The 23006-nt window shown below is 51.1% G+C and carries 24 protein-coding genes, 1 pseudogene and 1 riboswitch; of the genes and pseudogenes, 20 read left to right on the top strand and 5 right to left on the bottom strand.

The features are described from left to right. Window positions 1–88: 88 nt before the first annotated feature. Entirely contained in the window at window positions 89–340 is a 252-nt protein-coding gene (locus tag MHH82_RS19635) for a YolD-like family protein (RefSeq protein WP_015736072.1), read from the top strand. Between the two features lie 77 nt (window positions 341–417). On the opposite strand, the gene MHH82_RS19630 is transcribed toward MHH82_RS19635, so the two are convergent. From MHH82_RS19630 to MHH82_RS19620, 3 genes are all read right to left on the bottom strand, one after another. Beyond that, on the bottom strand, window positions 418–1521 hold the full coding sequence (locus tag MHH82_RS19630) for a CobW family GTP-binding protein (protein ID WP_340967547.1): 1104 nt from the start codon (window positions 1519–1521) through the stop codon (window positions 418–420). Then, window positions 1518–2495, bottom strand: a complete 978-nt coding sequence (locus MHH82_RS19625) for a TIGR03943 family putative permease subunit (RefSeq protein ID WP_251497035.1) — start codon at window positions 2493–2495, stop codon at window positions 1518–1520. Before MHH82_RS19625 ends, MHH82_RS19630 begins: the two co-directional genes overlap by 4 nt. Window positions 2496–2602: 107 nt before the next feature. Further along, window positions 2603–3613 carry a permease gene (locus tag MHH82_RS19620; protein ID WP_251497032.1) on the bottom strand — a complete coding sequence of 337 codons (1011 nt, stop codon included), beginning with the start codon at window positions 3611–3613 and terminating at the stop codon, window positions 2603–2605. Window positions 3614–3767: 154 nt separating this feature from the next. Then, window positions 3768–3847, top strand: a riboswitch (ZMP/ZTP riboswitch). A 66-nt stretch (window positions 3848–3913) separates the two neighbouring features. On the opposite strand from MHH82_RS19620, the gene MHH82_RS19615 reads away from it, so the two are divergent. The 10 genes and pseudogenes from MHH82_RS19615 (at window position 3914) to MHH82_RS19570 (ending at window position 13853) form a co-directional block, all read left to right on the top strand. Then, on the top strand, window positions 3914–4756 hold the full coding sequence (locus MHH82_RS19615) for a bifunctional 5,10-methylenetetrahydrofolate dehydrogenase/5,10-methenyltetrahydrofolate cyclohydrolase (RefSeq protein WP_145037831.1): 843 nt from the start codon (window positions 3914–3916) through the stop codon (window positions 4754–4756). A gap of 308 nt (window positions 4757–5064) precedes the next feature. Next, window positions 5065–6057 carry a LacI family DNA-binding transcriptional regulator gene (locus MHH82_RS19610; RefSeq protein ID WP_036661270.1) on the top strand — a complete coding sequence of 331 codons (993 nt, stop codon included), beginning with the start codon at window positions 5065–5067 and terminating at the stop codon, window positions 6055–6057. A 180-nt stretch (window positions 6058–6237) separates the two neighbouring features. Next, window positions 6238–7740 (top strand): glycoside hydrolase family 32 protein, encoded by a 1503-nt coding sequence (locus MHH82_RS19605; RefSeq protein ID WP_340967541.1) that lies wholly within the window; start codon window positions 6238–6240, stop codon window positions 7738–7740. Continuing rightward, a complete protein-coding gene (locus MHH82_RS19600; RefSeq protein WP_009592374.1) occupies window positions 7737–9158 on the top strand; it encodes a sucrose-specific PTS transporter subunit IIBC in 1422 nt (473 codons plus the stop codon). The genes MHH82_RS19605 and MHH82_RS19600 overlap by 4 nt, the downstream gene beginning before the upstream one ends. Before the next feature lie 248 nt (window positions 9159–9406). Next, entirely contained in the window at window positions 9407–10207 is an 801-nt protein-coding gene (locus MHH82_RS19595; RefSeq protein WP_340967538.1) for a Cof-type HAD-IIB family hydrolase, read from the top strand. Window positions 10208–10210: 3 nt separating this feature from the next. Continuing rightward, window positions 10211–10369, top strand: a pseudogene (locus tag MHH82_RS19590) (NADPH dehydrogenase); the annotation flags it as partial. Window positions 10370–10666: 297 nt separating this feature from the next. Further along, complete coding sequence (locus tag MHH82_RS19585) at window positions 10667–11011, top strand: PadR family transcriptional regulator (RefSeq protein WP_145037839.1); 345 nt, start codon at window positions 10667–10669, stop codon at window positions 11009–11011. A gap of 4 nt (window positions 11012–11015) precedes the next feature. Beyond that, window positions 11016–12032, top strand: coding sequence for a hypothetical protein (locus MHH82_RS19580; protein ID WP_340967536.1), 1017 nt, complete (start codon window positions 11016–11018; stop codon window positions 12030–12032). Between the two features lie 270 nt (window positions 12033–12302). Next, window positions 12303–12779, top strand: coding sequence for a hypothetical protein (locus MHH82_RS19575; protein WP_015736061.1), 477 nt, complete (start codon window positions 12303–12305; stop codon window positions 12777–12779). 216 nt (window positions 12780–12995) lie between these two features. After that, the gene (locus MHH82_RS19570; RefSeq protein ID WP_340967534.1) at window positions 12996–13853 is read left to right on the top strand and encodes a M23 family metallopeptidase; all 858 of its coding nucleotides are present in this window, start codon (window positions 12996–12998) and stop codon (window positions 13851–13853) included. Window positions 13854–13947: 94 nt separating this feature from the next. Here MHH82_RS19570 and MHH82_RS19565 read toward each other — a convergent pair whose 3' ends face one another. Beyond that, window positions 13948–14997 (bottom strand): hypothetical protein, encoded by a 1050-nt coding sequence (locus MHH82_RS19565; RefSeq protein WP_340967532.1) that lies wholly within the window; start codon window positions 14995–14997, stop codon window positions 13948–13950. 238 nt (window positions 14998–15235) lie between these two features. Between MHH82_RS19565 and MHH82_RS19560 the strand changes: the two genes are divergently transcribed. The 3 genes from MHH82_RS19560 (at window position 15236) to MHH82_RS19550 (ending at window position 16496) form a co-directional block, all read left to right on the top strand. Continuing rightward, the gene (locus tag MHH82_RS19560; RefSeq protein ID WP_015736059.1) at window positions 15236–15439 is read left to right on the top strand and encodes a hypothetical protein; all 204 of its coding nucleotides are present in this window, start codon (window positions 15236–15238) and stop codon (window positions 15437–15439) included. Window positions 15440–15467: 28 nt separating this feature from the next. Next, window positions 15468–15743 carry a hypothetical protein gene (locus tag MHH82_RS19555; RefSeq protein ID WP_015736058.1) on the top strand — a complete coding sequence of 92 codons (276 nt, stop codon included), beginning with the start codon at window positions 15468–15470 and terminating at the stop codon, window positions 15741–15743. Between the two features lie 126 nt (window positions 15744–15869). Next, the gene (locus MHH82_RS19550) at window positions 15870–16496 is read left to right on the top strand and encodes a DedA family protein (RefSeq protein WP_036661260.1); all 627 of its coding nucleotides are present in this window, start codon (window positions 15870–15872) and stop codon (window positions 16494–16496) included. Window positions 16497–16522: 26 nt separating this feature from the next. Here the strand turns inward: MHH82_RS19550 and MHH82_RS19545 are convergent, their stop codons facing one another. Further along, window positions 16523–16744 carry a hypothetical protein gene (locus MHH82_RS19545; protein ID WP_036661258.1) on the bottom strand — a complete coding sequence of 74 codons (222 nt, stop codon included), beginning with the start codon at window positions 16742–16744 and terminating at the stop codon, window positions 16523–16525. 244 nt (window positions 16745–16988) lie between these two features. On the opposite strand from MHH82_RS19545, the gene MHH82_RS19540 reads away from it, so the two are divergent. Genes MHH82_RS19540 through mnhG form a run of 6 tightly spaced genes read left to right on the top strand, consistent with a single transcriptional unit; the run spans window position 16989 to window position 22816 of the window. Further along, the gene (locus MHH82_RS19540) at window positions 16989–19847 is read left to right on the top strand and encodes a Na+/H+ antiporter subunit A (protein WP_340967527.1); all 2859 of its coding nucleotides are present in this window, start codon (window positions 16989–16991) and stop codon (window positions 19845–19847) included. Between the two features lie 2 nt (window positions 19848–19849). Continuing rightward, entirely contained in the window at window positions 19850–20188 is a 339-nt protein-coding gene (locus MHH82_RS19535) for a Na(+)/H(+) antiporter subunit C (RefSeq protein WP_096774307.1), read from the top strand. Beyond that, the gene (locus tag MHH82_RS19530) at window positions 20181–21662 is read left to right on the top strand and encodes a Na+/H+ antiporter subunit D (RefSeq protein ID WP_251497012.1); all 1482 of its coding nucleotides are present in this window, start codon (window positions 20181–20183) and stop codon (window positions 21660–21662) included. The genes MHH82_RS19535 and MHH82_RS19530 overlap by 8 nt, the downstream gene beginning before the upstream one ends. Window positions 21663–21667: 5 nt before the next feature. Then, window positions 21668–22147, top strand: coding sequence for a Na+/H+ antiporter subunit E (locus MHH82_RS19525; protein ID WP_015736054.1), 480 nt, complete (start codon window positions 21668–21670; stop codon window positions 22145–22147). Further along, window positions 22144–22437 (top strand): Na(+)/H(+) antiporter subunit F1, encoded by a 294-nt coding sequence (locus MHH82_RS19520; protein WP_009592424.1) that lies wholly within the window; start codon window positions 22144–22146, stop codon window positions 22435–22437. The genes MHH82_RS19525 and MHH82_RS19520 overlap by 4 nt, the downstream gene beginning before the upstream one ends. Continuing rightward, window positions 22421–22816, top strand: coding sequence for a monovalent cation/H(+) antiporter subunit G (gene mnhG, locus MHH82_RS19515; protein WP_015736053.1), 396 nt, complete (start codon window positions 22421–22423; stop codon window positions 22814–22816). Before MHH82_RS19520 ends, mnhG begins: the two co-directional genes overlap by 17 nt. The last annotated feature ends 190 nt before the right edge of the window (window positions 22817–23006 follow it).

The raw sequence follows: 23006 nt of genomic DNA, 5'->3' as shown, positions 1-23006 counted from the left end.
TTCCTAATTCATAGAATGGATGAAAGATTCGTTTTCATTGAAAATGTAATGCTGACGCATGAACAACATAAATCAGGAGGACAAGATTATGGCAAAAGCAAAAGTTCCAAAGCGACCCACCAGGGATGAGTTTGTACTGGAAGAGCTCGGAAATCAGCTTACGGAAGCTTATCAGGAGGAATCGATCATCGTACTGACGGTCTGGGGATGGGAAGAGGCGGTCCGCGGACAAATCGATCAAATGGACTCCCGCACAGGGAAGGTGCATATGAAACAGAACGGCGTCATTACGAAGGTTCCTTTTATGGATATTATGGAAGTGAATTATCCCAGGGACTAAACATAAGCGAACCGAAAAAAAGGAGATCCCTGAGGATCTCCTTATCTTTTTTTCATATCCCTGCATGCATTCAAATGTCACTGCACCACGCCGCTGAGCAAATCCTCCCACTGCTGGACAATGCGCGTTTTATCCAGGCGATGGCCGATTAACGTAAGATAGCCGCGCTGCAGCTTCAGCGTGCTGGGCTCGATGGCAAGCTGTGAACCTGCCCACTGAACCAGGGAGGGACCCGTGGAGAGCTGAATATATCCTTTGGCCCGTAGCAGGCCGGAACCGCGTGCAGCGAGAAAGGTTTCGATGAGGCTGATCTCAAGCGGGAAAGGGGTCGGTGCAGATAGAGTCAAGGTATCCAGGCCGGTATAGGAATGGCTGCCGTGTCCGGCCTCCTCTTCATGACCATGGCGATGCTCATGATGAATGAAAGCTCCTTCATGGTTGCGGCGACCCAGCTTGCTCCGATCTTCTTCGCCGGTCCAAGCGCTGCCTTGCAGGCGGTCCGCAGGACTCCCTTGCCGGTTCGAAGAATGAGATGAATGGCTATGATTCTCCGTTGGCTCTAGCTGAAGGGCCGCAAACATTTCATGCTCATCCAAACGGCTGTAGTCGGTTACGGACAGGCTTGCCGTCGTATTGATTTTTCTAATGGAGGTAATGACTTTATGGATCTGTTTCTCTTCGCATTCTCCCGCCTTGTTCAGGATGATCCGGTCCGCGAAGCTGATTTGTCCCCGCAGGGTACGGACCAGCTCGCGACTGGATGCAAAGAAGCTGTTGTACTCGAGAAATTTGCTGCAGTCGGCCAAGGCGATTTTGCCACGGATCGATATTCGATCCACCAGTGACGGATCCTGCAAATCCTCAAGAATCTGTTCAGGATTCGCCACTCCGGTCGTCTCGATGAAGACGAGATCGGGCTTTTGATCTAACAGGCTTTTCAGGGCTTGCCCCAGCTCGTCGCGTTTGGTGCAGCAGATGCAGCCGTCAAGCAGCTTCTCGATCGGAAGATCCGGCATTTCACCGGATAGGATATCGCCATCCACGTCTTGTTCGCCCATCTCATTCATCAGCACGGCGGTTCTCCACTGCCGTTTAGCGGCATAGGCCAGCAGCCTGAGGAGCAGCGTCGTTTTGCCGCTCCCCAAAAATCCGCTAATCAGTATGACGGGTATCTTGTTCATTTATTGAATTCCTCCTTGGTCTTTATATCATTCGAATACAGTTCATCAAACTCCGCGACAGAGTCCGGATTCGTGAAAATGTAAGGGGATGACGGCTGCTCGATCGGCTGAATCCGTTCCGCTTGAATCTGCAGCGATTCCTTACCGTCCACGGTGGTGACCTGGATCGTGCCATCGATCTGAACCCACGCGTCATTCGCGAACGACGAAGCATTCGCGTCGCGCACCATGACCCCGAACGGGACGGCGTCTGCCGTGCAGCACATCACGAGGAAGCGGCTGACGGCGAAGGCGTCTTCGTTCATATGTCCATCGCGGAAAACAAATCCTTGGACGGTGATGGCCTTTCCTTGAAAATGCTGTTTGTACATATCCATGGCCCCAACGGTCTCCGAGAAAATGTCCGGCTCCACTCGGATGACGGGTAAGGTATATAAGCGCTTGGCCAGCTCCGCGAACTCCACGCTGTAGATGTCTTTGGGAACAAAACGCTCGTTCAGTGCGATGTCCTCCGCTGCCGCCAGGTCATCATTCGTTCCATGCTTCTCCATGCCCGATACGGCGGGAGCATTCCGCTCCTCGGTTTTACGGCGAACATCGGGGTTCGGATAGGTGTAGATCATGCCTTTTTTGGCCGCCATATCGCTGCCGAGGGCTTGGTCCGGCAGGAGCAGGCCGAACAGCAGCGGCACCGAGAATAACCCGTAAACCGATATGTTTTTGATCAGTCCGCTGGGCAGGGGGTGCTCGCAATCGCACACCTCGCCGGAAACTCCCGCAATGGCGTGCCACAGCATGCCGAAAGCTATGAACAACAGCGGCACGGGACAGAGCAGAAGCAGGGTCTGCATATGGGGAGCCAAGTAATAGTCCAGCGAATTTGATGCGTTCAAATGCATGATATAGGCGGCCAGAGCTGCGATAAGCAGCGATCGCAGTATATAGTGGCTTCGCAGGCTCAGACTGGGCTTCACGTCCCGAACACCTCCAATCTCAAGTGGATATCCGAAGGCATAACAGCCTGAAGGTGCCGTTATTCCAACCGTTTTCGTGTATTGCCACTCTAGTTTGTTTACTACACCTAACCGCCGAATAGCGTGTTCACGGCTACAGAGCCGATAAAGACAAGCGTAATCACCAGCAGGCTTAAACCGATCACGAATTTGGTCTTGAAGGTAGCCGACAGCATGAGCAGGCTTTTGAAATCCAGCATCGGGCCGAGAACCAGGAAGGAAACCAGCGGGCCGACGGTAAAGGTGTGCGTGAATGCCGATGCCACGAAGGCGTCCGAAGTTGAGCAGAGGGACAGGATGAAGGCAAATCCCATCATGAACAGATAGGAGGCGGCAGGACCGTTCCCCAGAGCCAGCAGCTCCTCCCTCGGAATGAAGGATTGGATGCAGGCCGTCAGGAAAGCACCCAGGACTAAATATTTGCACATCTCGATCAGCTCGTCTCCGGCGTGGACAAACATGCTTCTCCAGGTTTTGGGATGCTCATGCAACAAACGTTCCCCCTTGCTGGAGCCCTGTTCGGCGAACTCTTGAAGAGAACGCTTCAGGGGGCTGCTTTTTGAAAAAACATAGACGAGCAAACCCGTCGTCACCGCGACTGCAAAAGCCAGTCCCATTCGTCCGATCGTCACTTCGGGATGCGAACGGAAGGCCATGATCGTTGATGCGAATACAATGGGATTCAGAATAGGACCGCTGAGGATAAAGGTGACGGCGATATAGGCGGGCATACCTTTCAGCATCAACCTGCGAACGACCGGGATCATCCCGCATTCGCAGATGGGAAACAGGATGCCGAGCATGGAAGCGAACAGGACGCCAACCACCGGATTCTTCGGCGTGAGACGCCGCACCCATTGCTCTTGTACGAACAGCTGCAGAAGGGACGACAGCAGCACTCCAAGCAAAATAAAAGGAAGTGCCTCAAGGAAGATGCCCGTGAAGACGGTTTTAATCTGCTGTAGGTCTTGGCTGGATATGGGGTTGAAGTCCCTCTGCAGCCATATCGTCAAGACCGGAATCACGAACACAAGCGGCAGTATAAAGGGCAGCATTTTGAAGATCGCCGGATATCTCATCAAGGCCTCCTGGAGCGAATTGTTCTTAAGACATTCTATGCTTGTACCATCGGCAACATACGTGATTTCATGGAATAAATCAAAAACTTTACGATTAAAGAGCAGCCGCATAGCCGGTGGCGCGAAGTCCAAAGTCGTGATATATTAAAAAAAGTTATCCATGTGTTACTGGCGTAGCTTGGGTTACCAAGAGGGAGCACATGGGATCATATGCCGTACGCCTGGGCAAGAGGTAAGGAGACGTTCGAGTCGCCTTGCCTCTTTATGTTTTTTAATACAATGGCGAAGGAGCGGATTAGCATGAGTAAGGAACCCGTAATTTTGGATGGAAAAAAAGTATCCGATGATATCAAGGCAAAGCTGGCGGTGAAGGTACAAGAATTGAAACAGCAAGGGGTAACCCCTTGTCTGGCAACGATTCTGGTTGGCGATGATCCTGCTTCGGCGACCTATGTGCGGATGAAGGGAAATGCGTGCGAGCGGCTTGGCATCATATCCAAGAAAGTAGTGCTGGAGACATCGACAACGACGGAGGAGCTGATCGCCGCGATTCAAGCACTGAACGAGGATCCGAACGTCCACGGTATTCTGCTTCAGCACCCGGTACCGCACCATATCGATGAGCGGGCGGCTTTTGATGCCATCGACATTAAAAAAGACGTGGATGGAGTAACCACGCTCGGGTTCTCGCAAAATGCGTTTGGTTTCGCCGATTACCCGTCATGTACGCCGGCGGCGATTATCGCGATTATGGACTATTACAGCCTGCCGATCGAAGGGAAGCATGCGGTGGTGGTCGGACGCAGTCCGATTCTGGGCAAGCCGGTATCGATGATGCTGCTCAATCGCAACGCCACGGTTACGATCTGCCATTCGAGAACGAAGAACCTTGGGGAGATTGTGTCCCAAGCGGATATTGTGGTTGCGGCCGTAGGCAAGCCTAATTTCATTCAAGGGGACTGGATCAAGCCGGGTGCCGTCGTGTTGGACGCCGGTTACAATAAAGGAAATATCGGGGACTGCGATTACGAAGCCTGCGCCAAGGCGGCATCCGCAATCACGCCGGTACCGGCGGGCGTCGGCCCCGTGACGATTGCGACATTGCTGAAGCATACCGTCGAATCGGCCGAGCGAACCGTCTAAGGCAAAGGGAATGCACTTGACCATTAACATGTGAAGTAAGGGTGCACTGCGCTCACTGAATCATCCCTTCGAATCCTTCATTTCATGCCAGAGCCTGGAACATAGAAGCAAATATGGACGATGCAATGCTAGGCTTGGAGCTCGCATTTCACGGACCCCTGGACGTCATGGTATAGTTAGGAATAAGCGAATTACGAAGGGGAGAGATTCATGTTTATACGAATCATGGCCTGTTGTGCGGGACAACAGGTAGCTGCAGAGAATGATCCGTTCGACGCTGCGCTGCTAACGGCTCCGGAGATCTTGGCATGAAAAACACGATCGCCGATATTGCCCACAAAGCCGGAGTTGCCAAAAGCACGGTCTCCCGTTTCTTGAACGGAGGATCCGTCAGTCATGCGACACGCCGCAAGATTGAGCAGGTTATTCAGGAAACCGGCTATATCCCGAATTCTTTTGCGCAAAGCCTGAAAGCGAAAAAAACGAGCATGATCGGCACCATTATGCCGCGTCTGGACTCCTTCTCCGCATCGCAGACTGTCGCCGGCATGGACGAAGAATTAAGAAAACACGGATATCAGCTTCTGATCATCAACGCAAGCCAGGATTTATCCAGGGAGATCGAAGCGCTGTATGATCTCGCCAGACAAAAAATATCAGGCATTATTCTGTTCGCCACGCAGGTGACGGAAACCCATCTTGCCGCAATTCAAGAGATCGGCATTCCGGTCATTCTGCTCGGACAACAGCATGACCATGTCCACAGCATGATCTATAACGATTATGCTGCAGGTTATGACATGGGCCGGTACGTGCTGTCGATGGGACATCGTCAAATTGCCTATATCGGGGTGACGGAAAAGGACGTAGCCGTCGGAGTCAAGCGGAAGGAAGGGTTCCTCAAAGCGGTAAGCGAGTATGAAGAGGCGGAAGCGGTTCTCTATGAGAGTGGATTCAAGATGTCGGATGGTGTGAAGACGGCATGCTCCATGTTTGAGCTAAACCGAACGCTGCCAACGGCCGTGGTCTGCGCCACGGACAACATTGCGCTGGGCGTGATGAAAGCGGCGCACATGAAAGGCATCCCTATTCCCGACCAACTTTCCGTTACCGGATTTGGCGGATACGACGTAACCGAGGTGATTCATCCCGGGTTAACAACGGTGAAATATGGATATTTCCAAGCGGGCCACCTCGCGGCACAGCATATTATGAAGCTGGTCAACGACGAGCCGGTGGATTTCCTGACGGTCATGAATTGCGAGATGATTCATCGGGAAAGCGTTGACAATCTGAATTAGGTATTTTATACTTCAAATAACGGAACCGGTTCCAATCCGAGTGTTTGCTTGGTATTGGAACTGAGTTCATTATTTTTACCTTTGATTGGAACCGGTTCCACCGCAGTTGAATTTATTCGCGTGCACGCGCAGCATGATCTGTTTGATTTTTCGGCAAGACCATTTATAAGGAGAAGAGATATGGACAGAGAACTGAAATACCGACGCCTGGATCAGGCTTCTCCCGAAGAGCTTTCCTCCTTAAGGAAGAAAGTGCGATTAAGCGAATGGAGGCAGAAATTTCACGTACAGCCCATCATGGGCCTGATGAATGATCCCAATGGATTTTCTTATTACAACGGAGAGTATCACTTGTTTTACCAATGGTTTCCTCTGGGCACGTTTCACGGCTTGAAATACTGGTACCATACTTCCTCGAAAGACCTGGTGTTTTGGCAGAACCAAGGCATCGCTATTGAACCCGGTCACCCGCATGATGCTTATGGCGCTTATTCGGGCAGCGGTATCGTGAAAGACGGCAAACTATGCCTAATGTATACCGGGAATGCCCGGGATAAGAAATGGAACAGGCAATCTTATCAATGCATGGCTGTGATGGACCGCGACGGATCCATCACCAAGTTCGATAAGCCGTTGATTGACCATGTGCCGGACGGATATACCGAACACTTCCGGGATCCGAAAGTATGGCAAGACAAAGACAAGTACCGGTTCGTCATCGGTGCCCAAAGGGTTAATCAGACAGGTGCGGCTGTCGTCTATGAATCTTCGGATCTGTTGGTTTGGGAATTCAAGGGGGAGATACAAACCCGACTTCAGCATTTCGGCTATATGTGGGAATGCCCGGACTATTTTGAATTGGAAGGCCAGGGTGTGCTACTGTTTTCCCCGCAAGGGCTGCTTCCGGAGGCCGACCATTTTCGAAACATTTACCAATCCGGCTATATTTCAGGCAAGCCGCTCAATAGGGATACGCTGGAGTTTGATCACGGTCCTTTTTGCGAGCTGGACAGAGGTTTTGATTTCTATGCGCCGCAGACCATGCTGGATGAGAAAGACCGGCGCATCATGGTGGGCTGGATGGGTTTGCCGGATATCGGGTATCCCACCGATTCGCATGGCTGGGCCCATTGTTTGACGCTTCCGCGTATGCTTACGTTCCGTGAAGGCAGGCTGATTCAACAGCCGGTTCCCGAGCTTCAAGCGCTCCGCGATCATGCCGTTGAGGCAGAGGATACGCTTCACAGCGAAGTGAAGAGTTACGAGGGGGTTCAAGGAACCGCATTCGAAATGATATGCGAGTTCCAAGCCATCGAGGCGGACGTCGTTGGCATTGAATTTCGGGCTGGCGAAGGGGAACGAACCGTTATTCGATATGAATCCGGCCAACGGAAGGTTACGCTGGATCGCTCCTCTTCGGGTGCAACGATTGTCAGTGATTACGGAGCGGAACGATCCTGCATGCTGCGAACCGAAAGAAATTCGATCAAATTTCATCTGTTCGTGGACATTTCTTCGGTCGAGCTGTTCATCAACGATGGCGAAGAGGTGTTTACAAGCAGAATTTTTCCGAAGTGGAACAGCCGAAACATTCGATTTTTCGTACAGAACGGCAGTGCCGGCTTGAAGGTCGAGAAATGGGATCTGACCGAAGCCGTAAAAGATAAAGAAGGGGCTGAATGAACATGGCAGCGGATAACCGGGAAATCGCAAGGCAGGTAGTGGAAGCCATTGGCGGCAGGGAGAACATCGCTTCCTTTGCCCATTGTGCGACCAGACTTAGAATCATGGTTCATGATCAGAAGAAGATCGACCAGAAGAAGGTCGAGCAGATCGATAAGGTCAAAGGAGCCTTTTTCAATTCCGGGCAATACCAGATCATTTTCGGAACAGGGACCGTCAATCAGATTTTCGAAGCGGTCGAATCCCTTGGAATGGAGAGCACAAGCAAGGAAGAACTGAAATCACAGGCGAAAAAGTCGGGGAATCCGTTTCAGCGGGCGATTCGTACATTCGGTGACGTGTTTGTGCCGATTATCCCGGTATTGGTCGCCACTGGCTTGTTCATGGGATTACGGGGGCTGCTGACCCAGGATACCGTGCTTGCCTGGTTCGGTGCGACACCGGATGATATCTCGGCTAATTTTCTGCTCTTCACCCAGGTACTGACGGATACGGCTTTCGCTTTCTTGCCGGCCTTGGTGGCATGGTCCGCATTCAGGGTGTTCGGAGGCAGCCCCGTGCTGGGTATCGTCCTGGGATTGATGCTGGTTAACCCGGCTCTTCCCAACGCGTACAGCGTGGCGAACGGGTCGGCTGAGGCACTCATGATTTTTGATTTCATTCCGGTTGTCGGGTATCAGGGCTCGGTCCTGCCGGCATTCTTCATTGGACTGCTGGGCGCGAAATTCGAGAGATTTTTGCGAAAACGCATTCCTGACGCCATTGATCTGATCGTTACCCCGTTTCTGACCTTGCTTGTTATGATAACCCTCGGCCTCTTTGCGATCGGCCCCGTGTTCCACTCCCTGGAAGAGGTGGTTCTGAACGCGACGACCTTCTTGCTGGAGCTGCCGTTCGGTATCGCGGGTCTGGTCATCGGTTTCTTTAACCAGATCATTGTGGTCACCGGCGTGCATCATATTTTCAACTTCCTGGAGATCCAACTCCTTGAGAAGACAGGGAGCAATCCGTTCAATGCGATCGTGACCAGCGCCATGGCAGCGCAGGGTGCAGCTTGTCTGGCTGTCGGACTCAAGACGAGAAATAAAAAGCTCAAGGCATTATCCCTGCCATCGGCATTCTCCGCCTTGCTGGGAATCTCCGAGCCGGCGATCTTCGGGGTTAACCTCCGTTACGTCAGACCGTTTGTTATCGCCTTGATCGGCGGCGGCGTGGGCGGTTTCATGGCTTCCATCTTTCAGCTTGAGGCCACAGGCATGGCCATTACCGTCATCCCGGGCACGCTGTTGTACTTGAACAGCCAGCTTCCTCTTTATATTTTGTGCAACCTGACGGCGATGGCGATTACGTTCGTGCTGACCTGGATGTTCGGATTCAATGATAAGATGCTTGAAGAGGTCCGCTCGGAAGCGAAATAAAGCATAAGAGAAAGGTCCGCCCTGAACAGGCGGGCCTTTTTTGGTCCGGATGCTGGTAAATCGTCTGGCTGACCGGCTTTCTTGTTCATTAAAATGGATATCTTGAAAAGAGTGCTCCCCTGCCGTTTTTGGCGTTAGCTGGACATGGTCCCAGAGGGCTTGGTAAAATTATGGCTTGCTCTGAAATGCTTTTCATCATTTACAATACAGTTACAAGCTTGAATATACGTAAAGAGAGGCGAGCGTTATTGATGAAGAAGATCCTATTTTTTGATATTGACGGTACGCTGCTGGATCATGAGAAGCAGGTTCCGGCGACAACGAAGGAGTCCATTCGCCAGTTAAAGGAAGCCGGCCATATCGTTGCTATTGCTACGGGACGCGCCCCCTATCATTTTGAAGAGCTGCGGGAAGAGCTCGGCATCGATTCTTATGTTTGCTTGAACGGTCAATATGTGGTTTATGAAGGCAAACCGATCTACGGTCATCCTCTGGCGGAGGATGCCTTGCAGGAGCTGACGGAACAAGCCGTTCGGCTGGATCATCCGATTATCTATGCCGGCAGCGAAGCGATGAAGATGAACGTAACCGAGCATGTCCATATCGATTCCAGCTGGGGGGAGCTGAAACTGACGATTCCGGAATACGATCCGGAATATTACTTGGGCCGCGATATATATCAAGCCATTGTATTCTGTACCGAGGATGAGGAGGCCGATTACGTAAAAAGATTCGAAGGGCGGTTCGATTTCGTGCGCTGGGGCCCCTATGGAATTGACGTGTTACCGGCAGGGGGCTCCAAAGCCGAAGGAATCAAACAATTGATTCAGCTGCTGCGCATCGATCTGGAGGATACCGTCGCGTTTGGCGATTATCTGAATGATCTGGAGATGCTGTCGTACGTGGGCCACGGCGTGGCAATGGGCAATGCGCCGGAGATCGTGAAGCAGGCGGCCAGGCATGTCACCCGCGATGTCGGCCAAGACGGAATACAATACGGACTTCGCATGCTTGGTTTGCTAGGCAAGGAGCCGCAGGAGATTAAGTAACGGGCAAATGCGGTAATAGGCAACGAAGACGCTGATCTCGTCGCTGTTGGAAGAGGAATGCTGCGCAATCCGTACTGGGCATTAGAAGCAGCAACGGTGCTTCAGAAGGAGATCGCGATTCCGGCACAATACCAGAACGGTTTTCCCAGAAAATCGAGATAGATAGGCGGCTGAACATATAGCTGCCAACGAAATATGGAGATTGGCGTATCATTCCCTGCAAGTGAACATTATCAGGAACCCGGTAATGGGTGATCGTAATTAGAGAAGGTTATCTTACGGACCGTCACGGCCGTAGGGTAACCTTTTATTGCGTACAAGGAAATGCTCGAATTATGGTAGCCATCAAGCTTGGCAGCCGTTAACATAAGGTTATCTAAAATAATTTTAAAAGTTCATTAATTGTTTGTTTACATTAGTGTGTGACGTACAGTATAATAATTTCCAGGAGATGATGATATGCCAGAGGAGCAGGATATTTTAAACAGTATGGTGCAGGAACTTCGGCGGGGTACGATCATCCTTGGTGTTCTCAGTCAGTTGTCCGAACCGCAGTATGGATATTCATTGGTGACCATATTGCAGGAGAGGGGGATTAACGTGGAAGCGGGTACGCTCTATCCGTTGCTGCGTCGGCTGGAGAAACAAGGCTTGCTTAACAGCGAGTGGGATACGAATGAAGCCCGGCCCAGAAAATATTACATCATAAGTCAGACAGGCAAGGATATATATCGGCAGCTCTACCATGAATGGAAGGATATGATGACAAGTCTGGAGGGACTTGTGAATGACAAGGGGGACTAAGGTGATGGATCTTATTAACAGGTATATTTATGCGGTGACCCAGAAGCTGCCCGAATCGCAGCGGGCGGATATTGAGAAGGAGCTTCAAGGACTCGTCGAAGACATGCTGGAAGACCGGGGAGTCGGCGTAGAGACCGCAAGTTTGGAAGAGGTGGAGCAGGTGCTGCTTGAGCTAGGGCCGCCCGGGGAAATGGCAGCCAGATACAGAGGAAGGGAAAGGTATCTCATAGGTCCGGGTTTGATTAACAGCTATTGGTCCGTCCTGAAGATCGTACTGTATTCGATAGCCGTTGCTCTTGGCATCGTCTACATCATTGATTTCTTTACAAGCACGGAACCCACTGCCGAGAAGCTGCTGGAATTTCTTGTTTCGCTGCTTAGCGTGGGAATCCACGGATTTGCATGGGTTACCGTTATTTTTGCCTTTATCGAATACCGCGGGGCTCGCCAAGTCCCCAATGATCCATGGAAACCCTCGGAATTGCCTGCAATTCCGGAACCAGCCGCTCGGATTAAACCGATTGAGCCGGTGCTCGGCATCCTGTTCTCCGTGCTGTTCTTCGTCCTGTTCACGTTTTCCATTAACCTGATCGGTGTTCATCGATTCGATGAAAACTCGATCGCCATTCCGGTGTTTGAACAGGCTGCCTTCGCCAAGTATTTACCGCTGATATGGCTTCTTACCGCCTTCAGCATATTCAATGAAGCCAGGAAATTAATCACAAGAAAGTGGACGGCGCAGATTGCCGTCATGCACGTCATATTTAACGTTGCTTCCGTTATCGTTGCGGTGATCCTGTTCTCCGATATGACGATTTGGAATCCAACATTCATGGATCAGCTCGTTCACGCGGGTTTCGTAACACCGGGGGATGAAGCGTATGAGACCGTAAAATCAATTTGGGATCGATCCAGGGATGGCCTCATTTACGTCATTGTGATCATTACCTTTATTGATACCGTATCTGTCGTAATGAAATGGTTTCGGAGAAAGGAAGGCAATACGGCGTTAACGAAATAAAGACAAAAGTGTTGAAGCAAAGGGTGTCCCAACGGATCTTGGATCTGGCGGGATGCTCTTTTTTTGTGGTCAGGAAACAAACCGTGTATTTATATGGTTGGTTGGACCATGAACGACACGACGCGAAATGGATAAGCATAGGATAAAGAGCGAGGCGAATATTTTTTTGACAAAAATGTGAATGATATGTGTCAAAATTATGTACAATGGTGTTATAATAAGGTAAGAGCTGAATGAAAACCCTTACAGAATGAACGGAGCTGATTAATCATGAAATATGCGATCCATTACTCTACCAGAATGAAAGACGTTATTTTGTTTTCCTTTGTCCTTAGCATTATCCTGTTTCAGGTAGCCACCTTGACCGAATATTCCTATCCTTTCTTCTTCTATATGCAGATGGCCGTGAATGTCGTTGTCGTTGCGGCACTGGCTATTGAAGGTTATGCGAGATTGGTGAAGCGGGAAGTGAATATTCAGGAGGATTCGGAGACGATTTCGATCAACGGCGTAGAGATTCGTGCTGAACAGATCCGCGAAATCAAGGTTTCCGGTTGCCATAAAGCCGCTTTTCAAATTAGCCTCAAGGATAAGACCGTAAATCCGATGTACTGCTGCTTTAAATTTGAAGAGAAGAATTGTGAAGGCATTCGGAGTCTCACGCGTTGGGCCGAGCGAAATCAGGTTTCCGTGCGCAAGGTCGGACCGCAAACCCGTTCTGGCTTGGTACTCACATCTAACCATTAATAGGCTGTATATATATTAAGAATAGAAGCATCCGAACCTTGACGAATGGGTTCGGGTGCTTCTTTGTTTTAGTTGTAGAGGAAAGGTGTTTTTCCGGGCATCTGTACCTACGGGAACTGAAAGTTTAACCAATGTTAAGATTCTGTTTCAATGCAGGTTCATTTCGTCAGATATACTATTTATAACATTGGGTTTGAATATTAAGGAGGTTTGAATATGGTAGATGTTTCTAGATTCCTGTTGAATGGGGAACATCGCAAGCTGTACGAGCTGTTCGGAGAGGAATTGCGTTCACTTGCAACGATCGAACAATTTGAAGCGATGGCAGTGGAGTATACGGCAGGCGTAAAAACGTTCCATATCACGTTGGACGACACGCTCAACAAAATCCGACTGATAAACTGGATGGATGATAGCGGGGAAAAAGGCATTCAGGCGATGATCGATGAAACGGGTACCATTGTAGGGCTTATGCTATCGCCTATTGAGAGATTTCCTGAATCGGATGCCAAGCAAACCGTCACGGTTTTCCGAGCTCCGTTTAAGGGAAAATGGTATGTGTTCTGGGGCGGCGAGAATGTTACGGATAATTACCATTACGCAGAGGAAAGCCAGCGGTACGCAATAGACGTCATCAAGACGGAGAACGCCATGTCCTATGAAGGAGATCCAGCCAAGAATGAGAGTTACTTCGCGTTTGGAGAGGAGATTCTTGCTGGTGCCCGCGGGAAGGTGGCGGGTATCGAGAATAACATCAGGGACAATGAGCCTGTGGGTGAGACCAACGAAACCAAGCCCGTCGGCAACTATGTCATCATCGATCATGGACATTCAGAATATAGCCTATATGCACATTTAAAGCAGGGATCGGTATGCGTGAAGGTAGGCTCTGAGGTCGAAGCAGGCGATCTGATAGGTCTATGCGGAAATTCCGGCAACTCAACCGAAGCGCATTTGCATTTTCAAGTGTCGGATCATCCGGATTTGTTTTGGGTTAATACGAAGTCTCTTAATATTAACTGGCTTGGCGATATCAAGGTAAGACGAGGCCAAGTTGTATATGGCGGGGTTTGAACGCTGGATATAACAAAAAGCATGGGCCTGAATTCTCAGGTCCATGCTTTTGTTCGATTCATGAATAAGCAAGCGATTCTTGTTAAGTTTGTATTTAGCTGCAGCAGCCGCCTCCGCAGCTGCTGCAGGACGAACCGCTGCTGCAAGAGGACCCGCTACTGCAGGAGGAACCGCCGCCTGATGAACCATCGTTTGACGATCCGTCATGGGAATCCGAGCCGCCTGAGCCGCAAGCCGAAGCATAGGTGCAGGAGGAGCTGCTGTTGTTTTTATGAAGCTCGCGCTCATCCGGGATCATATGATCATTGAATTGGTCCGGTGCATTCCAGGCAAAATAGACGGCCGCTGCCAGGAGCACATCGCTATTCTGAAAGTTGACCCTCTTCTCTTGACGCCGCGGCTCGGTTTGAGCGGCTCTGACCCGATCCTGCAGATCCCGGATCATAGCATCAATGGCCATGCGTGCTGCAGGAATCTTCTCATAGGTCCAGGCATTAAATCGCTTCTGGCCATGATTCACATCAAAATGGGGGGAGGTGCAAAGGTCCAGCTCTTTACGCGGCAGCGGGACGCGGAAGAAAGCTCCCCATAGCTTGGCACTGTATTCATGCCAGCCGAACAATTGCACATATACGGTATCGAACCAGGCGCGTTCATTCGGAATCGGCACATGTTCGGTACCGGTGTTGGGAGCATGGTGAAGCATCCGGCCAAGAAATCGGTCCGAGAATTGTTGATATTCGTATGTATACATCAGCATTTCATGCCAGACCTCATCGACGTCCTTGCTGAACATCGGTACGCGGTCCAACACGGCGCACATGATAAAGAAACGTTTAAGCTCCTGCCATCTCCATTCATATTCCTGTTCGGACATGTCCGGATGCTCACTCATCACGCGCTGTTTCAGCATGCTCTGATAAGTATAGGGCAGCGCAGCTTCCAGTCTGCCGACAAGCTCGTTTGCCGGGCTTCCGGCCTTGACAATCGGCGGCAGCTCCGGTATTTTCCCTCGCTGAGGCTTATTTCCCTTAGGGACCAGCTGGCTATTTTGTTTGCGTAACGAGCGTTTAACGAAAAAAGAAATAATCCATACATCCACCACGATGAATACAATGAGCAGTATCCAGGTTGTTGAGTTCATACATGCTCCTCCTGTCTATTTTGGTATGCGGAGGCGGGACTATCATTTCTCTCCATGTGTAAATTATTGCAAATGTATCGCAGGTTGGCAATCGAAATTCTGGATTCGGGCATAGCGGCCATAACTTGAATATAGGGTGTTCTTTATGATACATTCCGTGTGTGCCGGAGAGTTGGTTGATCATGAAGGTCTACGATCATATGGGACGGCAATTATGTTTACTTATAGGAGCATACATATGTTAACAGGTTGGAAACTATCTGTATTAGGTATTATTATTGTAGGCATTACAGGCATTATAGCGTCCGTTACCGGTCTGATCGAGCCTGGCCGTGCCGCCGCACTCTTCGTGGTATTCGTGCTTTTTATCGGGGCGCTGGAGCTGCTGGAACGAATAAAGAGCCGCAGGAAGAAGAAGGGAGACATGCGATCTCCCAAGTGAGAATATGAAGACGGCAAGGAGGGAGCTTGTGAATTGGGTAGCCGTACAGCCGTACTACAAAATCAACCGAATCGTGGACGGCATTGAACAACGAACGGAAGAGCAAGGGCGGGAGATGTTCCTGTACGAGGATCGAATCGTAACCAAATACCGGGAGTTTCCGATCCGGCAGGTGTTTGACCTGTCCTATCGGCCGATGGGAGACGGCGGAGGTTTCTTGTACCTGCATACCCAGCAAGGGGTGTATTCGTACACGGTGAAGGAGGATCCGGGGTCCTTCATTTCGGCATTTAAAAATCTCTGAACGAGCATAATCCCAAACAAACCTGGTCTCAGGTCCAGTTGATATCCTCGTCTACAGCACGTTTGCGAAAGCCGCGTTGTCATATAAGCTGATATATATTCCAGGGACGGATTAGGGGGCCAGGGCGTGGATACGCTATTGAATTTTATTGAACAAATCGGGCATTACGCATTATTCCTCGTATTATGCCTGGGATTGGTCGGGCTACCCGTGCCGAATGAAGTCGTGGCCATGACTGGCGGAGCGTTGGCGGCATCCGGGATATTATCGCCGGCCCCGTCTTTTATCATGACCTTTCTCGGCGTGTGTTCGGGATCGACGGTCGGTTTCATGCTTAGCCGCTTTACCGCCAGCAAGCTGTTAAACCGCGTAGGGGAAAAGTCGAAGATTCGCCAGTTTCTCGATGTATCCGAACGCTTGACCCGCCAATATGGCAATTACGCCATATGCATCAGCGCCTTTTTGCCCATCCTGCGCAATGTTACTCCGTATGCGGTCGGGATGAAGGGAATGCCGTATCGCCGGTTTGCGATCTACTCGTATACCGCGTCCTTGGTGTGGACCACCGGTTATTTTTCTTTGGGCATGTTTGTCGGCGATCAGGTCGTCGATCATATTGGCGTGCTGATTAACCGGTACGGTTATTATGCGGCTGGAATCGTTGCGGCGCTGGCCGTCATCCTGATCATTTCGTGGTGGACGCGAAGAAATAAACGAAGCAAGGAGAATAATGAGATCCAATTTCATGGATAGGCCCACGGATCGGGTTCTGATATAGCTTAAGGCTGATTCGGCAAGGTCTCGGGTGAATGGCGAATGATTTTCACGTATTCTCGGGGAGAGAACAAGGGGGCCCCTCCTTGGGAATGCTGCATCTGATATAAGCCGTTTGACGGGTTTTCCTGTAGGTAGGCGGACTGCGTGCGTAGATTCATCACGATGGCCGCCGTCAATATCATGAGAAAGACGAAGGCGCAAACTGCCGCTTTTTTGATCATCATGGGAACCACTCCTTTACATACAGTAATTTCCCGAGAGCCTCCATTTCATTCCCCGACATACCCTTTGACAAAGCTTTGATCTCAAGATATACTGATTTTCAGTGTGATTCGAAAAAATACCATATGGTTTTACCTGGAGGAGCCTGCCAACAGCGGGCTCTTTTTGTGTTTTTTTGGACTTATGCCTAAATTATGGGGAAATACTACTAATGAAGGAAAAATCGGACTATAGGAGGAGTAGACTTTGTCTTTGCTGCACATCGCCGTTTTGGCCCCTTTTATCGTAGCGCTTGTGGTTATGCTGACCTACAAGCTCATCGGCCGCGTCCACACCGGATGGGTGGTTTTGCCGGTCCCGGTTGTCCTGTTCGCCTATTTTTTGGGACTTATCCCAACCATTCAGGGAGGTGAACAGCTCCAAGCCGTCCTGGAATGGATCCCAAGCGCGGGAATAAACTTTACCGTTTATTTGGATGGATTAAGCTTGATTTTTGCACTATTAATATCCGGCATTGGTTCACTCGTTGTCCTGTACTCTATCTTTTATATGGATAAAAACAAGGAAGCGGTCCACAGATTCTATGTGTACTTGCTACTGTTCATGGGCGCCATGCTGGGCGTCGTGCTCTCCGATAATTTGATGGTGCTGTACGGCTTCTGGGAACTGACCAGTATCTCGTCCTTCCTGCTGATTGCATTCTGGCATCATCGGGACCGCTCCAGATACGGAGCCTTAAAATCCATGCTCATCACCGTATTCGGCGGACTTGCCATGTTCGCGGGGTTTATCCTGCTTTATGTCATGACGGGCACCTTTAGCGTACGGGAGATCGTCGCCGATGTGGGGAGCATTGCCGGAGATGCGATGTTTATTCCGGCCATGATTCTGATCCTGCTCGGGGCCTTCACCAAGTCCGCGCAGTTTCCGTTCCATATCTGGCTGCCGGATGCGATGGAAGCACCGACCCCGGTAAGTGCTTATCTGCACTCCGCGACCATGGTGAAGGCCGGGATCTATTTGGTGGCCAGGTTTAGTCCGGTGTTTGCCGGGCAGGCATCCTGGTTCTGGATCGTAGCGATTACGGGCTTGACCACGCTGATTTATGCTTCGATCCGCGCGATCAAGCAGACGGATCTAAAAGCGCTCCTGGCATTCTCCACCATCAGCCAATTGGGGCTGATCATGAGCTTGCTCGGCCTGGGCTCTGCCGCCGCTTATTATGGAGGCGGCGTAGACACGCTGCTCTACGCGAAAGCGACGACGGCGGCCATCTTTCATCTGATAAATCATGCCATATTCAAAGGCGCCTTGTTTATGGTCGTCGGCATCGTGGATCATGAGACGGGCACCCGGGATCTGCGGAAGCTCGGCGGGCTGATGTCCCTCATGCCGATTACGTTTACCGTGGCGGTCATAGGGGCTTTTTCCATGGCCGGTTTGCCTCCGTTCAACGGATTCTTGAGTAAAGAGATGTTCTTTACGGCAGTCCTTCAGGCCTCTGACATGAATTTCTGGAATGCAGAGACCTGGGGCATACTGATCCCGGTCGTCGCCTGGATTGCCAGCGTGTTTACGTTCCTGTACAGCATGATCCTGGTCTTCAAAACCTTCACCGGACGCTTCCAGCCTGAAAAGCTGGAGAAGAAGCCGCACGAAGCCCCGCTGGGAATGCTGATTCCACCGGTCATTCTGGCATCGCTCGCCATCGTGTTCGGTTTGTTTCCGAACCTGTTGTCCCAAACGCTCATCGAACCGGCGATGGCCGCGATTCATCCAGGGCTGCTCGGGGCGGAGGATCGTTTTCACGTACACATCGAAATGTGGCACGGCTGGACGACGGAGATTTTCATGACCATCGGCATCATAGTTCTCGGTATCGTGCTGTATAAGCTTCACGGCAGAGCTCGAATTTTGAATACATCGCTGATGAAGCGATGGACATGGAACAAGCTGTATGACGGGGGATTGAGAGTCCTAGAAAGAGGCGGCGAAACGCTGACCTCAACCTATATGACAGGCTCTCTCCGTCATTACGTGATGTATATTTTCGTGTTTTTTATAGCCGTTCTTGGCGGGGGGCTTCTGCTGGTCGACAATATCGGGTTTGATAGGACCGCTTACGCGCCGATGTCCTTCTATGAGGCCGTCGCCATACTCGGCCTGGTCATTCCGGTCATCGCGCTGCCGTTCGTCCGGACGCGGCTGATGGCGATCATATTGACCGGTGCTGCCGGTTACATGGTGACTCTGTTCTTCGTCCTGTTCCGGGCGCCGGATTTGGCGCTGACCCAGATGGTCGTCGAGACGGTATCCGTGATGCTGTTCCTGCTCTGTTTCTATCATTTGCCGAAGCTGAAGCGGGAGAAGGTGCCGATGAGCTTGAAATGGAGAAATCTGCTTATTTCGGCAGGCGTCGGTGCTGTCGTGACCTTGATCGCCCTGGCTGCGAGCAGCGGGAGGACCTTCGACTCCATTGCGGATTACTTCATTCAAGAGAGCTATCGCTCCGCCGGCGGCAAAAATATCGTCAACGTCATTCTGGTGGATTTCCGCGGCTTTGATACCCTGCTTGAAATTACGGTTCTGGGCATTGCATCCCTTGGAATTTATGCCTTGATCAAAATCGATTTGGGAGAAGGGATTCTGGGAGAGCGGGATCGTTATGAAGGGGCATATCTGCCCAACAGCAATGATGTCATTCTTCGAACCGTATCCAAGGTGGTTATTTTTATCGTGGTAACCTTCTCCTGGTTCCTGTTCAACTCGGGACACCATGAGCCGGGCGGCGGATTTATCGGAGGACTGATGACCTCTGCGGCACTGGTTCTGTTATCCATGGCTTTCGGCATGGATATGACCCGCAAGATCGTGCCCTTCGAGTTCCGAAAGGTTACGGCGGCGGGGCTTGCCATCGCCCTGCTTACGGGGATCGGCTCCTTTGCCTTTAACGCACCGTTCTTAAGTCATTCCTTCGGTTATTTCAACCTGCCGCTTCTCGGGAAAACGGAGCTGGCTACTGCGGTTCTCTTCGACCTCGGCGTTTATTTGGCCGTAGTCGGCGTGACAATGACCATCATCAATTCGATCGGGAGGGATAACTGACCATGGAACTATATATGTCGCTTGCCATTGGAATTATTTTCGCGGTTGGGATCTACCAGATCTTATCCAAGAGCCTGCTGCGGATCATTCTTGGCACTTCGCTGTTAACCCACGGCGTCCATCTGCTACTGCTCACCATGTCAAGGCTGAAGACCGGGGCTGCGCCGCTGCTTGGCGAAGAGGCTTCCTCTTACGTTGATCCGGTTCCGCAAGCATTGATTTTGACGTCCATCGTCATCAGCTTTGGCGTCACGTCGTTCTTTTTCGTACTGGCTTATAAAGCATATCAACGGTTGGGCACGGACAACATGGAGGAGTTAAGGGGGATGGACGATGAATAACGTGATTGTGCTTCCGCTCCTGATTCCTTTGGTTACGGCCGTCATTCTTATTTTCTGTTCCAAATACGTCCGCGCGCAGCGGTGGATCAGCGCGGTTAGTATTCTAATCAACCTGCTCAGCGCCCTGTTCATCGTCAACCAGGTGAGTAACGAAGGCATCCAGACGCTTCATATGGGCGGATGGCAGCCGCCGTACGGGATCGTGTTCGTGGCGGACATGCTGGCGGCACTGCTGGTGCTTACGACGCTGATCGTTGCAGCAGCCTGCCTGTTCTATGCTTTTCGGAGCATCGGGGAAGAGAGAGAGAAGCATTACTTCTATCCCTTTTTTCAATTTTTGCTGGCCGGCGTGATCGGATCGTTTCTGACGGGGGATCTGTTCAACCTGTTTGTCTGCTTTGAGGTCATGCTGATCGCTTCCTATGCGCTGATCGTGCTGGGCGGCACCAAGCGGCAGCTGAGAGAAACCTTGAAGTACATGCTTATAAACATTATTTCATCCACCTTGTTTGTTGCAGCCGTAGCTTATTTATACGGCACGGTCGGCACGCTGAACATGGCGCATCTGTCCCTGCGTGTGGCAGAAGTACAGCAGGACGGAATATTGTCGGTCATTGGCCTTTTGTTCCTGATCGTATTCGCACTGAAGGCGGGCTTGTTCCTGTTCTTCTGGCTGCCCGGTTCCTACAGCGCACCTCCGGCGGCCGTAACGGCTCTGTTCGGCGCCCTGCTGACGAAGGTCGGTTTATATGCGATTATCCGAACCTTTACGCTGATTTTCCATCACGATACCGGCAACATTCACGCCGTCATCGGCTGGATGGCTGCGGCCACGCTTGTTCTGGGCAGCTTGGGCGCGGTTGCGTATAAGGATCTCGGACGCATCCTGAATTACAACATCATCATTAGCGTGGGCTTCATCGCCTTTGGTGTAGCAGTGGCCTCCTCGGATTCCTTAAACGGAGCCGTGTTCTATTTGATGCATGATATGATCGCTAAGGCGCTGCTCTTTATTCTGGGCGGCATCATCATGGCGAGCGCGGGCGCGAGCAAGCTGAGCGATATGGGCGGCCTGATGAAGCGCCATCCCCTGGTAGGGTGGATGTTCTTCATCGTGGCGCTGGCGCTGGTCGGCATTCCGCCGCTTAGCGGATTTCTTGGCAAGGTCCTTATCGTTCGCGGCGGACTGAGCGAGGGGCATTATGCGCTGACGGGATTGGCGCTGGCATCAAGCCTGGCGGTGCTCTACTCCCTGATCAAAGTGTTTATGGGAGCATTCTGGGGCGAATTCCCAGGGCCTAACGAATCGCGGCCGGTCAGAATCCATCGGACCGCTTATGCGGGAGCGATCGGGCTTGCGATCATAGTGATTGTCCTGGGAGTCGGTTCAGAATGGGTATATACCTATACCTCCCAAGCAGGCGCCGTATTATCCGATCCGTCATTATACATTCAAGCCGTATTAAAGGAGTAGTGGATATGGGCCATCAAATCCTGTTGAATATCATCATTGCCATTGTCTGGATGTTCCTGAACAACAACTGGTCTCCCCAACAATTCATTGTTGGGTACCTGATCGGCATCTTGCTCATTTATATGCTGCGGCGATTCTGGCCGAACGACTTCTATTTGCGCAAGCTGTGGTCCATCCTGATGCTGCTGCTCCTTTTTCTAAGCGAACTGTTTAAATCGAGCGTCACGGTCATCGGTCAGATCATAAGACCGAAGCTGAACGTTCGTCCCGGCATCTTCGCTTACTCCACGGAGCTGAAATCCGATTGGGAGATCACGGTGCTATCGTGCCTGATCTGCTTGACGCCAGGAACGCTTACCCTGGAAGTGTCGCGCGAGGGTCAGACGCTTTACATTCATGCGATGGATATCGAAGACGTCGAAGAGCTGTCGAATCAGATTCGCGGTACCTTCGAACGGGCGATCAAGGAGGTGACCCGCACATGATCCAGAGCATGCTGATTGCTTCGCTGGTGATTTTGTCGCTTGCCATCCTGGGCTGCTTGTATCGCTTGATCAAGGGACCCTCCATGAACGACCGGATCATGTCGCTGGATACGATCGGAATCATCCTGTTGTCCATGATCGCCGTGTTGTGCATGCTCTTCCGCACAACGGTCTATTTCGACATCATATTGCTGATCGGAATTCTAACGTTTATCGGAACGACCGCACTCGCCAGATATATCGAAAGGGGTGACGTCATTGAGCGCACAAACGATGAGTCAGATCGGTGAGTTTCTGATTGCGCTGATGGTGCTGCTCGGAGCTTTACTCGGCGCATTGAGCGCATTCGGCCTGATTCGCCTGCCGGATGTGTACATGAGATCCCACGCAGCCACGAAGAGCGCTACCCTTGGCGTCCTCTTTATTCTTGCGGGCGCATTTCTATATTTCACCTTTTACTTGGAGCATGTCAGCGCGAAGCTGCTGCTGGGGATCGTGTTCGTTTTCATTACGGGTCCGGTTGCAGGCCACTTGAACGGGAGGGCGGCTTACCGGTCTGGCGTCTCCATGTGGGAGAAAAGCGTACATGATGACCTGAAGCCTGCTCTCAAGCGCGAACGTGAACGCATGCGCGATTCCCGGAAGGCCGAACATTCCGAGAAAGGATGACCGCAAACCGTAAACAAGGTCCCGATGAATAATCGAGAAGATGAGATGGGCTTTCCAAGCATATGGGAAGCCCATTTCTGGTTTCATGCTTGGCTCACGGATATCATTTCGTGGTAAAATTGACCAAAACGGATTCGCGGAGTGATGGGATATCACGCTAGGAAAGCTGATCCTGAACAAGGAGAATGTG

The organism is Bacillus sp. FSL K6-6540, assembly GCF_038007545.1.
The sequence above is the reverse complement of the archived record's forward strand: the minus strand, read 5'-3'. Positions and strand labels throughout refer to the sequence as shown.

Bases quoted from the DNA above. Each gene is read 5' to 3' on its own strand.
- MHH82_RS19630 (WP_340967547.1), bottom strand. From the start codon at position 1,521: ATGAACAAGATACCCGTCATACTGATTAGCGGATTTTTGGGGAGCGGC.
- MHH82_RS19635 (WP_015736072.1), top strand. From the start codon at position 89: ATGGCAAAAGCAAAAGTTCCAAAGCGACCCACCAGGGATGAGTTTGTA.
- MHH82_RS19570 (WP_340967534.1), top strand. From the start codon at position 12,996: ATGGTAGATGTTTCTAGATTCCTGTTGAATGGGGAACATCGCAAGCTG.
- MHH82_RS19610 (WP_036661270.1), top strand. From the start codon at position 5,065: ATGAAAAACACGATCGCCGATATTGCCCACAAAGCCGGAGTTGCCAAA.
- mnhG (WP_015736053.1), top strand. From the start codon at position 22,421: ATGAGTCAGATCGGTGAGTTTCTGATTGCGCTGATGGTGCTGCTCGGA.
- MHH82_RS19600 (WP_009592374.1), top strand. From the start codon at position 7,737: ATGAACATGGCAGCGGATAACCGGGAAATCGCAAGGCAGGTAGTGGAA.
- MHH82_RS19535 (WP_096774307.1), top strand. From the start codon at position 19,850: ATGGAACTATATATGTCGCTTGCCATTGGAATTATTTTCGCGGTTGGG.
- MHH82_RS19530 (WP_251497012.1), top strand. From the start codon at position 20,181: ATGAATAACGTGATTGTGCTTCCGCTCCTGATTCCTTTGGTTACGGCC.
- MHH82_RS19580 (WP_340967536.1), top strand. From the start codon at position 11,016: ATGGATCTTATTAACAGGTATATTTATGCGGTGACCCAGAAGCTGCCC.
- MHH82_RS19575 (WP_015736061.1), top strand. From the start codon at position 12,303: ATGAAATATGCGATCCATTACTCTACCAGAATGAAAGACGTTATTTTG.
- MHH82_RS19525 (WP_015736054.1), top strand. From the start codon at position 21,668: ATGGGCCATCAAATCCTGTTGAATATCATCATTGCCATTGTCTGGATG.
- MHH82_RS19615 (WP_145037831.1), top strand. From the start codon at position 3,914: ATGAGTAAGGAACCCGTAATTTTGGATGGAAAAAAAGTATCCGATGAT.
- MHH82_RS19560 (WP_015736059.1), top strand. From the start codon at position 15,236: ATGTTAACAGGTTGGAAACTATCTGTATTAGGTATTATTATTGTAGGC.
- MHH82_RS19585 (WP_145037839.1), top strand. From the start codon at position 10,667: ATGCCAGAGGAGCAGGATATTTTAAACAGTATGGTGCAGGAACTTCGG.
- MHH82_RS19620 (WP_251497032.1), bottom strand. From the start codon at position 3,613: ATGAGATATCCGGCGATCTTCAAAATGCTGCCCTTTATACTGCCGCTT.
- MHH82_RS19605 (WP_340967541.1), top strand. From the start codon at position 6,238: ATGGACAGAGAACTGAAATACCGACGCCTGGATCAGGCTTCTCCCGAA.
- MHH82_RS19520 (WP_009592424.1), top strand. From the start codon at position 22,144: ATGATCCAGAGCATGCTGATTGCTTCGCTGGTGATTTTGTCGCTTGCC.
- MHH82_RS19545 (WP_036661258.1), bottom strand. From the start codon at position 16,744: ATGATGATCAAAAAAGCGGCAGTTTGCGCCTTCGTCTTTCTCATGATA.
- MHH82_RS19565 (WP_340967532.1), bottom strand. From the start codon at position 14,997: ATGAACTCAACAACCTGGATACTGCTCATTGTATTCATCGTGGTGGAT.